Origin of the sequence: Alicyclobacillus tolerans, assembly GCF_900142255.1 — a bacterium.
In the GTDB taxonomy this organism is placed as follows: Bacteria; Bacillota; Bacilli; order Alicyclobacillales; family Alicyclobacillaceae; genus Alicyclobacillus_I; species Alicyclobacillus_I tolerans.
The window spans coordinates 1-11330 of sequence record NZ_FRAF01000038.1; the positions used below are offsets into that span (position 1 = coordinate 1).

Below are 11330 nucleotides of genomic sequence, written 5' to 3' on the forward strand. Positions count from 1 at the left end.
TAGATTTTTAAATGAGTTAGCCATCTCTCTTCGGTAAGATTTTTACGTGAGTTGACACGTGGTCGCCTGCGATATCAGGGCCCTCTTGAAACACTCATGAAAGAGGGGGATACGCAGGGTACCCTAGAGGACATCTTCTTGCGGTACGTCTCAGGGGGTGGGGTAAAGTGAATGCAGCGTTTACAGCAGAATGGATAAAGTATCGCAGAACCCTCACGCCATGGATTATCGTGTGCTGGCCCCTTTTGTTGGTCTTAACCGAGACAGTTCTAATGCCGCAAAGCCGGACATGGCATGAAACATTGATGAACACATTCAACTGGTGGTCTGTTTTTGGTTTGTCGTTATGCGCAACCATTCTGGCAGCTCTTTCGAACTCATATGAACGACGGGCAAACAGTTGGAGTGTGCTATGTACCCGTGTTGTATACCTGCGCGTTCTTTACATTTACAAATGGGTTGTACTGGCACTCCAACTGCTCGTCGCAACCGTTATTTATGCAGCGTTGGTAATCATCATCAACTATTTTCTCTGGAATCCGCATGGTTCCCCGGCTGTTGGTCAATTGATTGCCGGTATCGCACTGGTTTGGATCGCGGCGCTCCCGCAACTCGCCATCATTCTCTGGGTGGCCTCTCGAATTGGGGTCGGAGTAACCGTCTGCATCGGGTTGGTTGGTCTTGTCGTCGGCGTGGTTGCTGCAGAAGCGCCCTATTGGGTGATGATTCCCTGGGCCTGGAGCGGGCGTATGCTAATGCCTATTTTTGGCTTCCACATTAATGGTTTGCCTCTTTCCCCGGGGAGCCCATTCTGGAATCACGATGTGATACCTATCGGTATCATCCTCTGCATCGTGGCAACATCATTGTTCATGGCTCTTGGGGCAATCTGGTTCGAGCGTCGGGAGGTCAGGTAGGTCTATGATAAAGGCGCTATTCGCGGAATGGTTGAAGTATAGGAGAACAGCTGTTCCGTGGCTCGTACTAATATGTCCGGTGCTGGTGGTTTCCATCAGCAGCGTATATGTGGCACCTCATCGCTTTCAGGCGACCGCTTGGCCAACCGTATTGAACATAGGTAACGAGGTCTGGTCTGGTTTGTGGATACCGATCGGTTGGGGGCTTATTGCAGGGCTCGCCGGAGAATTGGAGGCATCCGCGGGACGTTGGCGTTGGCTGCGCTCCATAGAGTTGGCCCCAGGCTTGTTATATATCGCGAAGGCTTTTGTCCTGGCGTTCTTCACGTTTGTGGGTTGCGTGTGGTTGTGGTCCTTGTTGCTGATTGCCGGTGGAGTCCTACGTATCCCCTATCCAATGCCAATCGGTATATTGGTCGCATGTATGGCGGTCAACTGGCTGGGTGCTCTACCATGGCTATGGACTGCGCTGTGGCTGGCAGAAGGCAGTCATTGGGGTGTGCCGCTTGGAATTGGGGCGATCGGGACGATTGTCGCCTCCATTATCGGCGGATCAACTGCTCTTGGCAACAATATCTGGCCGTTCATTCCCTGGACATGGCCAATGCGATTCGTCTACTTGATTTATGCCATGCTCACCCCAGAACTACAAAGTGCTGCTCCACAAATTATCTTTTGGTCTGTTCTCATTGCCGCCGTGATCCTGAGCATTATTATGCTGCTCCTTGGTACATGGTGGTTCCATCGCCGGGATGTAGTCTGACAGTTCTTTCAAACTTACTCAAATCTACTCATAGGTAGGTTTAACGTTGAATGCCTGCTTCGTTGATGTCGCCCCTGTATTAGCAAGTCTTACATCATCTCCAGAGACTGTAATCGTGTAGTTAACGGCCCATTTCATGAGATTCTTTGCTGCGTTTGATCGCGATCACGATGCGTGTCGTATGTTGAGCATGCTCATTGTCGCACAGATAGCGATATATTTTTTTCGTTCCACACGTTGAGCAAATTTTACTGGAGGCAAACCACCTGTTTGCGATGATGAATAGTCCTCCGTGAATATCCTTCTTATACACTAATTTCTGTCTAAACTCGTGAAAGCCCATGTCGGCTACCGCTCTTGCCAGCAATCGTACATTACAGGAATTCAGAAAATGGAAGACATCTCTTAAAACACTCGAGATCTTGCTCTTTTTTCAAGGAACACGGCTGTTTCAATCGTTGTTCCCATATTTTCTTGCGTATATTTATAATATATTCCTTTTTTAGATTTTTATGTTGTCTAATACCAAGAGATTATTGCCATACAAGCATCCAAAAGCTTCATGTCTTAAAATTCTTGTCCACGCACTTTTGCAAATATCATAGTGTCACGTAGTTGTCCTGCTGTATTGCATCTTTCGTTTCGTAAGATACCTTCCAGAGTGAATCCGAGACGTTCAGCTATCCGTGCACTACGAGTATTTGTTGAATCACAACGGATTTCAATACGATTAGCTTGTAATACACAAACAGCAAAGTTCGTAATTCCATGAACCGCTTCCGTCATGAGTCCTTTCCCGCTTTGTGATGTACGAATCCAGTATCCTATCTCAAACTTTTTGGATTCCCAATCAATGCGATGAAGACCGCTTCCGCCTATAAATCGACCTGTTTGCTTACAAATAAGCTGAAATCTCAAATCAGACCGTTGTAGAAACTTAAGTCGTGCCATCCGAATGTTCTCCTCTGATTCATCTATCGTTGGAACGTTCTTCGCCCAAGGCATCCAAGGTCGCAGTTCCTCGATACTTTCTCTAATTGCTTCGTTTAGTGCTATACCATCACCCCATAATGGGGCACGGATAATGAGTCGTTCCGTCTCAAACTCCTCTGGAAATTCAATTAAAATTGGATTTGAACTCAATCTTCATCATCTCTCTTTTGACGTCTATTGTTTTTCATATATAACTAAGGGATGTTGAATGATTTAGTACACGTAGCCCTATGACTTTGAATTAGAATACGTAAGATGAATATGTGCGAGGTCTACAGTCCTAAAATCATCAAGAGTGCGTAAGAGATGAAATCTAGGCCATATGCTTTACAGAATCAACGGATTGAAAGCATTTCTAGTTCAACACCAATAGTCGAAATCGATATTGCGAAGGAAAAGCGTGTAGCTTAAGCAGCAAATTTTCTAGGAGTTACCTTGGCGAAACGAGCCATTCGAGCAATTGGTCAAGCCGTACCGGATTCAGGTATTTCAAACGTCGAATAGACAAAGGGGGATGATTGTGAACAGCGTTGTACAATATTACGAGATTATTGATGAAGCTTCGAGGTTCTCAAGAAACTCAAGAAAAATCGAATTTCTTACATCTACACATGTCATTAGCAGTCTTTTACCTTCACATGCGAAAATATTGGACGTTGGTGCTGGTCCTGGAGCCTATTCATTCTATTACGCAGAAAGATATCACGATGTTACATCAATTGACCTTACTCCGAAACATATCGAACAAATCAATAAAGAATCTGAGGAAAAGCATTTGGCGTTGAACGCCTACGTTGGTAATGCAACGGATTTGAGTCGATTTGAAAGTGAAACATTCGACTTTGTCATGTGTTTTGGTCCACTATACCACATCATAGATAGTAATGAACGGGATAAATGTATAAAAGAGTGTTTAAGGGTACTAAAAAGTGGCGGACATCTGGCTATTGCATACTTAAGCAAATACGCGGTTATTCCAATGCTTGCTACTAGAGAAAAGACATTTATTCGAAATAGCGTGATTGAAAAGGTGATTAACCAAGGAATAATTATCGATGGGGATCAAGACTGTTTTTGGACTGATGCATATTTTACATCTCCCGAAGACATTGAAACACTAATGATGAATTATGGCGTCAGCACTATTGACCATGTCGGAACTGACGGAATTAGTCATACAATACAGGAATATATTGATGCGCTTTCGGACGAAGAATTTCATTCTTGGATGGATTATCATTTTTTAACCTGCCGAGAAAAGAGCATATTGGGACTCAGCACACACGGACTCTACATTTGTAAAAAAACGAATGGTCATCAATAGTACGAAAAGGGGCTGTCGCAAAAGCGGTTAAAAACCGCTGTCGGGGTATCGTCTTTGTGTGGAGTGCAGGGTGTAAAATATTTTGTGTAAACTTCCCATCTGACATTCTCGATATTGAAAATCTTTTGAGGGGGGACAAATGATATTCAAAACTATCCCTCACATTACGAAAACATTTATGAAGCACTACAAAGAAATTAACTCTAAAATCCGTTTTCAGTTGTTATCTAAATTTGTAGTTTCGAAAACTCGATTCTCTACTTATCCATTTACAGCAATATACTTTCGAGATGTGCTGCATTATTCTCCAATAAAAATCGGGTTCCTGTTTGGATTACCATCCTTAGGTTCAGCAATATTGGGACTATTGGTTGGAAGTATGATGGACTTTATAGGAAACGAATTGGGATTTCTATGCGGCTTAGTTATTGCCTCTATATCCATAGAGGGGGTTTGGACTTCTTCATCACTATGTATCCTCGCAGTAATGAGTGGTATGAGTTAGTCTATCTATAATACCACAAATCAATCATTGATTTACACTCATTCAGATCCAGGCCAAGCAGATATCGAATTCAACTATAACTACTGGATTTATAATTTAGGCGGCGTCCTTGGTCCACTGGTTGCTGTATATATTTTGCATGCTGGACACAGTCCAATCTCTTTTTTCTTATGTCAGGTGCTCTGTTTGTTCTCGCAGTTTTATATGCGATCTCGACACGCGAAGTGTTTCGAAATTTCGCAATCTTTAAGCATAGAGAAACAAAGCCTTTGAGCCACATCGCAAAAAGAAAGATCGATATGCATGAGTTTTTTAAAACCATCTCACATGATGGAGATCTCTTCTAGTTAATTATCGGCTATTTAATGCTTTTTAGCATTGAGTCTCAAGACGAAAAAAGCGTTGTTCAGTCTCTGACGAGCACCATTCATAATGGTACCCTACTCTATGGGCATTTGTTGTCCATGAGTTTGATCATCATTATTGTTCTGCAACCAATAAGCACGCATCTTCTCAAAATGAAAAGATCAAGTGAAATCTTTTTAGCGGGTAGTGCACTCATATGCTTGGCGTTTGTCTTGGTATATATGGGCGTTGGATACTTAGGTTGGTATGGAGTATTCGCGGTATATTCGGTTAGCGAAGTTATCCTGTCTCCGAAATTACAATGGATTATATCAAATGTTCCAAAAAAAGGATTAAGGAACACTTATTTTTCCATAATAAATACAAGTGGTAACGTAGCTTTTTTTTGGCCATGGATTGGGGGTATTCTTTATGAAAGAATGGGCATGTCTAAGTTATTTATCTCCGTGTCTATTACAGCGATTCTGGCAGGTCTAGTCCTTATGGTAGCAAGTAATAAACTCACCAATAGATTGCGTGCCGATATGGTTTTGCAAGATTCCGAAATATCTCCTACCTGATAAATGGATGTAGAACAATTAATTTAGTAGTTATATTTTAATGGCTTGTTTATGTAGTATCGAGAGAGCCCTAAAATTGGATTTGAGTCTTTATCCCTTATCCTCTAACCTAAGATGACAAGAAATGAATCACCGTTCATTAGCCGCGTATTTGAAGAGGCGTGTGAAACGCTCGGCGTGATGCATGAAAGGATACCGCCTCGAACACCAAACAAAAATGCTCACATTGAATCCTTTCACGTCAATTAGAGGCAGACCGGCATCCTCAAATGGAATTCCAGGCGAATAGCGATGCTCACGAAGCTGTGACTGAGTACACCCGTTTGATAACCAGCAGAGAATTCATGGGAGTTTGTATAATTTATTGCCGGAGCAATTCATTCAAGTCATCCGTGACAAGAGGGTAAAACCTTTTGTGATTTGAGTGAAAATTGACAAATTTCAAGAATTGGAAGAGATTAAGGAAGAATAGTCTCTAATTTTAAGGGGTAAAACCGGTTTAAGAAAAAGTAAAGGTGTGGAAAAATGAAAAATTCATACCGTATATCTATAATTTTGTGTAGTTGCATTTTATTGACGGGATGCTCTACTCAAAAAAACGCGGCTACAGAAAAAAGCAGATCCGCTCAAAATACGTCCAATGTTTCTTATGTCAATGAGAAATTATACAAGGTTTCTAAGTCAAAACTTATTGAAGTGAAAAATCCAAAACTTAACTCTCTATTTTCCCCCGTTGCCTATAATTCATCACTCGGTTTTTTGAGCACTACACCTGCGATGCATCAAGCTCCTCCTGGAGCACCTCCGTTACCGTTTCAAAATAAAAAATTCATCCCAGGAAGAATAATGGAACTTAAGAACGGTAAGTATTTACCTCAAATTCATCCAATTAAGGGATATGAACCTTATGATGTGCAAAGCAACAAAGATTGGATTACCTGGATTTATGTATCCTTCGGCTTAGGGCCTGACCTAGGTGAGAAAATATACGCTTATAATATTAAAAAACACTCGGAATTTTTAGTGTGGAGCGGCGGTCCACTTCAACAAGTATTTGAATATCAATTGCAAGGACACGTTATCTATTATGGAATTCAGTACAATACAGGGAGTACTGACACAACATTCATTCGATCCATAAATCTAACGGATCGAAAAAATACTTTAATTGTCAGTACTAAGGGTACGGGGTTCCAGAATGTAATTGAGGATTTTGCGGTTACTGGAAAGTGGCTTGGAGTTATTGAAACACCAGCTAATCATTTCACATCTCCTTCGTTAAAGGAAAAATACCATTTTGAGATAGGTACTACGAAAAATCCTGTGTTTAAGACTATATACTCAAATGTTAACGTAAATCCGTTCACCCTAAGAGCACGAAGCGGAGTGTGGGTATGGTCAGATAAAACGAGAGGCGTGACGGCTTATGTTTTAGGTTCGAAACAGGTTCTTGGTCTAGATAGTATGCCTTCGTACGTTAAAACAGATGGACAAAATATATGGTGGGTAGCTATCAATAGTAATAACTATGGAGGCTACGACATCAAAAGCAACCAATATTTAAAGCTACCACCCAAAGTCATTCCGTTGGGCATCAATATTTCAGGTAATGTAGATATCTTTGATACCAAAAGTACGTTTTATTTTTATAAGAGTAATTAGTACTACAGCGATAGTTATGAATTGATGTTAAGTTAAAAGTGTGGACACAGCGAATCGAGGATGTAAAAATTAGTAAATCGATGCAAGGTGTTTGCAATGGCCAAGCATTTGGACGAATACACCTCCATTCATGCCGTACGCAGTTTTCGCAGTATGGGGCACGAATTCATCTCATTAGAACGAAATGAGGGTTCAAAATGCCCATCAGTGTGGATGATAGCTACCATTTTCTCATCGACACATTTCTTCTGGGACTGCATTCGAAAATGCAAGCTGCACCGTGCACAGGCGAACTGGAATGAATATATGAGATCATCGTTGTGGTTGGAGTCGCTTGTGGTCGTTTTTGTTAGTATATGATTTTACCATAACCACCATTTCTCATAAGTAACATTTCTCGAATTGGTACTATTACCGGATTTGGCTATGTTGGGTTATTGTTTCGGCTCAAGAGTAGAGGCTCGATGCTACAATTTTTTTCACACATATATGTTCTCATGGTTATGTATTACCATTGGGTTCATGTTAGAGAATTCGATCTGGGCTATGCTTGGACTGATATGGACCGCGCACATAGCGATTGATCGCTCGATAGGATTTGGAAGAAGGTTAAAGATGAGGATTACTAATTTGACGTTACATTGCAACGACGTATCTAAAATGAAAGCGTTTTATAACGGGTTGTTCAACTTCCCTATATCTAAGAAAGGCGCAGATTATATAGGATTTTATGTTGGAACTACTGAATTGGTCTTTAATCAGAATACGGATGAGGACTCATTTTACCATTTTGCATTCAATATTCCTTCGAACCAAATTGAGCAGGCGGTTAAATGGTTAAAATATGTAGGCATAGATGTTTTACCGTATCGTGGCTTAGATGTCGTTCATTTTGGTTCTCCGATTGACGCGGACGCTTGCTATTTTCATGACCCAGAAGGGAACATCCTTGAATTTATTGCGCGATATAGACTCCTTGGTGAATATGACAAACCTTTTCATCCACTCAACGCTTACTGTATAAGCGAAATTGGTATCCCGACTTTCAACGTACTTGAAACTTCTAATAAACTTTGCGAATCGATGAATCTCAGTGTACTCGACGGCGAAAACAGTGACACGTTCACTGCTGTTGGTGATGATGAGGGTACATTTATTGTGGTGAAGGAAGGGCGTGGGTGGCTTCCAACAGGGCGAGAATCAAGACTTTATTCCGTAGAAGTTCATCTGGATAATCAAGCCAGTCTGCTTGTTGATCACCTTGGAAACTTCAATATTACTTCTGGTTGATTAGTCCTTCTTAGCAGATTGGGGGGCGGAGGTCAAAGGAATCGACCGCATAACGCATCATGATTCAGATAGCCAGCATGGCAGTTCTTGCGCATAAGGGTAGCGACTTGAAAGCGTCGGTTATCATGCGATGCAAATCCACCCATCCAGGACTGCGGATGCGAACCTGCCATGAAGTGGGAAAGCAGTAATGCGGCCTTGCGATAGCTCACGCGCCATGTAGCCGTGTTAGATAGAGCAAATTCGGCCAGAGTGCTGAATATGATCTTGACGATTGGATATTGCCAGAGGATAGATAAGTGCCGAAATGGGAGATATCACGACTGTTGTTACGAAGATGGTCTAAAAGTAATATTTTGTCCAGGTCACTTATAAACGGTGACCCTGGGGTCATGCCCTCTGTTGAAATTGATTGGCGGCTTGGTCGGTCGTTCTGGGGAAAAGGAAGTGCCACGGAAGCTGTAAAAGAGACTTTACGCTTCGGTTTTAAGAATTGTGGTCTCAATAAGATTATGAGTATTTGTCAGATAAGTAACATTGCATCTGAATGCGTTATGCAAAAACTTGGGATGTATTTTAAACGGGAAATCATAGATTCGTCATGAGGTCGCAGAGTGCAAGTATATGTAATCGGACGCCAAAATCTCTCTGTCTGACAGAAAAGAAAGTCCGGCGTTCTTGAAGAAAAGGTGGCGATTCTGAAACATCGCGGTCGCCTCTAACACTGCATGAATATATACGGCAGTGCGACCATATTCCGTCGCGATCGGGCAGGTTTACGACAAAACAACAATGTTTTTGGAAGGGAATAGAATTGAAAAAACTGTATGGTTCTTTGGTAGAACAAATCAAGCAATAGTTACTTTGAATAAAGGACAGGCTGCACAATTTACTTTTTATGCACCTATTCAGAAAGTCATTAGTGATTCAAAATTGCTTGATTGCAACAATCCAGAAATTGATTTAAATGGATTGCGAAACAAGGAAATACAGACAGCCCATTTGAAATGGTTGGTGATTTTTGTCTGTATTTAATTCAGCATAATTAATCATTTATGGGAACAGAAATTCTTGAACTATAGGGGTCTGATCTCGAAGAAGGATTCTTCCTCATGTTTGTATAAAGATTTAAACAGGGATTTTCTGGTTTATGTCGTTAGCGGGCAGGAGTACACAATAATACGTCTATCTACCAATTAGATATGAAAGGATGTGGTTATGGATGATAAAAGGGTTATATGAAGTACATTTGCCTGTATCGAACATTAGGGCATCCGTTGAATTTTATCAGAAACTCGGTTTACAGCTTAAGGAGGAAGATGACGAGTCAGCATTTCTTTGGATAATTCCGCAAAGAAGTCATCTTGGACTATGGAAGCATGAAATTACAGAGGATCGTGAACCAGGTAATTATCCACCAAATGGCAGACATTTAGCTTTCGAAGTGGATTTTGATGATATTGAAAAGGCAGAAACTTGGTTAAAAGAACGAGGAATTGCAGTAGCACAGCATGGAGAAATGCCACCTACTGAGCCATATGCTAGACCCCATTCCCGAAATGCTTCGGTGTATTTTAATGATCCAGATGGCAATAATTTAGAATTTATTTGTAACCTTCCTGATGGTCCGACGGAACCTGCTCGTCTGATGTATTTAAGCGAATATCGTTCATTATGATCTTTGTCTGCCACTTACACGGACTTATGCGTTGAAACAAGCATGAGTCCTTTAGTTTTTATTCGAATATCAGGGGCTGATGCCAAAGAAGGAGCCTCCCTCATGTTTGTATAAAGACCTAAGCAGGGATTTTCTGGGTCATGTTGTTATCTAGAAGCATATCCTTATATTAGTTTTTCTAATAAACATGATACATTTAGATAAATGGACTGAGGAGTTTGGTAAATATGGGATTTGAGGAGTTGTATCAAAAGGCTGTATCTGTGTTAAACCCTCGTGAACTATCCGAACATGCTCAAGCGGGAACAGTTGCAGCTGCAATCCTAACGGAAAGCGGGAACGTATATACGGGAGTTTGTATAGATACCGCATGTTCAATGGGATTTTGTGCGGAGCATGCCGCCGCAGCTGCTATGGTGACTCATGGAGAAAACCGTGTGCTGAAAATGATTGCTGTCGGAAGGCGGGGCAATATCATGCCACCTTGTGGGCGTTGTCGTGAATTCATCAGCCAACTTCATGCAGACAATTTAGAGTCCGAGGTTATGGTAGACAGGGATACGGTTGTGACGATAAAAGAGTTACTACCACATGATTGGCGCAAATAGTCAGGATTTAAATGATTTATCCTGCGACAACGCAGTTGCATGGTCGTGAACCGATGCATAAATTTTCATCTCGTTTGTTAGAGTGATATAGCGCATATGGGCAGCATTGGTGAATAGTACACCGAGGAGTAGATTCTATCATGGGAATCAAGTTTCGAACTATAAATATTGAATTGGATAGTGATAATTTTATCAAATTTCGTAAAGATTCATTTCGTGTTAGCTTTGGTCACGAAGATGATTTTAATGAACAAGAGTACATTGATTTGATTCAAAAACGAACAAAGGAGCTTGAGACGGAGAACGACAAGCTCAAGAGGATCTTGGGTGACAAGGATCTGGAGATTGCCCTCCTGCGTGACATGTTAAAAAAGTGAACCCCGCTTATCGGACAAAATTGAAATAGCCGACAAGTGGATAAAGCGGGGTTATAAAGTTGCTGTTGTACTACGGATTGTCGGCATGAGCGAGGCGACCTACTACCATCGTCTTAAGCATCAGGGTGAGCCACGCGTTTACAACGGCGGGCGTCCGAAGCCTGGCTACTCTCTCTGCAATAACGGTAAACCTGTCAGTGATGAACAGATGAAAGAGTGGCTGTTGGAGGCGATTGCTGGAGATGAGGCGAGCTACGGCTACAGGAAGCTAACTGTTTACCTGAGAC

14 protein-coding genes and 1 pseudogene are annotated in these 11330 nt (G+C 41.7%); 12 read left to right on the forward strand and 3 right to left on the reverse strand.

The window, feature by feature from the left end:
- Positions 1-167: 167 nt before the first annotated feature.
- The gene (locus BUA75_RS14655; protein WP_072875333.1) at positions 168-917 is read left to right on the forward strand and encodes a lantibiotic immunity ABC transporter MutE/EpiE family permease subunit; all 750 of its coding nucleotides are present in this window, start codon (positions 168-170) and stop codon (positions 915-917) included.
- Between the two features lie 4 nt (positions 918-921).
- Positions 922-1680, forward strand: a complete 759-nt coding sequence (locus tag BUA75_RS14660; protein ID WP_072875334.1) for a lantibiotic immunity ABC transporter MutE/EpiE family permease subunit — start codon at positions 922-924, stop codon at positions 1678-1680.
- A 121-nt stretch (positions 1681-1801) separates the two neighbouring features.
- Here the strand turns inward: BUA75_RS14660 and BUA75_RS16635 are convergent, their stop codons facing one another.
- Both BUA75_RS16635 and BUA75_RS14670 read right to left on the reverse strand, forming a co-directional pair.
- On the reverse strand, positions 1802-2023 hold the full coding sequence (locus BUA75_RS16635) for a zinc ribbon domain-containing protein (protein ID WP_072875335.1): 222 nt from the start codon (positions 2021-2023) through the stop codon (positions 1802-1804).
- Between the two features lie 224 nt (positions 2024-2247).
- Positions 2248-2823, reverse strand: a complete 576-nt coding sequence (locus BUA75_RS14670; protein ID WP_072875336.1) for a GNAT family N-acetyltransferase — start codon at positions 2821-2823, stop codon at positions 2248-2250.
- Between the two features lie 370 nt (positions 2824-3193).
- Here BUA75_RS14670 and BUA75_RS14675 point away from each other — a divergent pair, with 370 nt between their 5' ends.
- The 4 genes from BUA75_RS14675 (at position 3194) to BUA75_RS14700 (ending at position 8380) form a co-directional block, all read left to right on the forward strand.
- Complete coding sequence (locus BUA75_RS14675) at positions 3194-3997, forward strand: class I SAM-dependent methyltransferase (protein WP_072875337.1); 804 nt, start codon at positions 3194-3196, stop codon at positions 3995-3997.
- 870 nt (positions 3998-4867) lie between these two features.
- Entirely contained in the window at positions 4868-5428 is a 561-nt protein-coding gene (locus BUA75_RS14685) for an MFS transporter (RefSeq protein WP_072875339.1), read from the forward strand.
- 525 nt (positions 5429-5953) lie between these two features.
- The gene (locus tag BUA75_RS14695) at positions 5954-7090 is read left to right on the forward strand and encodes a hypothetical protein (RefSeq protein WP_072875340.1); all 1137 of its coding nucleotides are present in this window, start codon (positions 5954-5956) and stop codon (positions 7088-7090) included.
- Between the two features lie 402 nt (positions 7091-7492).
- Positions 7493-8380, forward strand: coding sequence for a DUF4260 family protein (locus tag BUA75_RS14700; protein WP_072875341.1), 888 nt, complete (start codon positions 7493-7495; stop codon positions 8378-8380).
- A gap of 32 nt (positions 8381-8412) precedes the next feature.
- Here the strand turns inward: BUA75_RS14700 and BUA75_RS16185 are convergent, their stop codons facing one another.
- The gene (locus BUA75_RS16185) at positions 8413-8592 is read right to left on the reverse strand and encodes a hypothetical protein (protein ID WP_129583686.1); all 180 of its coding nucleotides are present in this window, start codon (positions 8590-8592) and stop codon (positions 8413-8415) included.
- A 180-nt stretch (positions 8593-8772) separates the two neighbouring features.
- Between BUA75_RS16185 and BUA75_RS16640 the strand changes: the two genes are divergently transcribed.
- From BUA75_RS16640 to BUA75_RS16195, 6 genes and pseudogenes are all read left to right on the forward strand, one after another.
- A complete protein-coding gene (locus BUA75_RS16640; RefSeq protein ID WP_083574408.1) occupies positions 8773-8985 on the forward strand; it encodes a GNAT family N-acetyltransferase in 213 nt (70 codons plus the stop codon).
- A gap of 259 nt (positions 8986-9244) precedes the next feature.
- On the forward strand, positions 9245-9415 hold the full coding sequence (locus tag BUA75_RS15995; RefSeq protein ID WP_165612044.1) for a hypothetical protein: 171 nt from the start codon (positions 9245-9247) through the stop codon (positions 9413-9415).
- A gap of 187 nt (positions 9416-9602) precedes the next feature.
- Positions 9603-10058 carry a VOC family protein gene (locus BUA75_RS14715; RefSeq protein ID WP_072875344.1) on the forward strand — a complete coding sequence of 152 codons (456 nt, stop codon included), beginning with the start codon at positions 9603-9605 and terminating at the stop codon, positions 10056-10058.
- 227 nt (positions 10059-10285) lie between these two features.
- Positions 10286-10666 carry a cytidine deaminase family protein gene (locus BUA75_RS14720; protein WP_072875345.1) on the forward strand — a complete coding sequence of 127 codons (381 nt, stop codon included), beginning with the start codon at positions 10286-10288 and terminating at the stop codon, positions 10664-10666.
- 140 nt (positions 10667-10806) lie between these two features.
- A complete protein-coding gene (locus tag BUA75_RS16190; RefSeq protein ID WP_207549785.1) occupies positions 10807-11043 on the forward strand; it encodes a hypothetical protein in 237 nt (78 codons plus the stop codon).
- An 85-nt stretch (positions 11044-11128) separates the two neighbouring features.
- A pseudogene (locus tag BUA75_RS16195) lies at positions 11129-11330 on the forward strand (IS3-like element ISHahy4 family transposase); the annotation flags it as partial.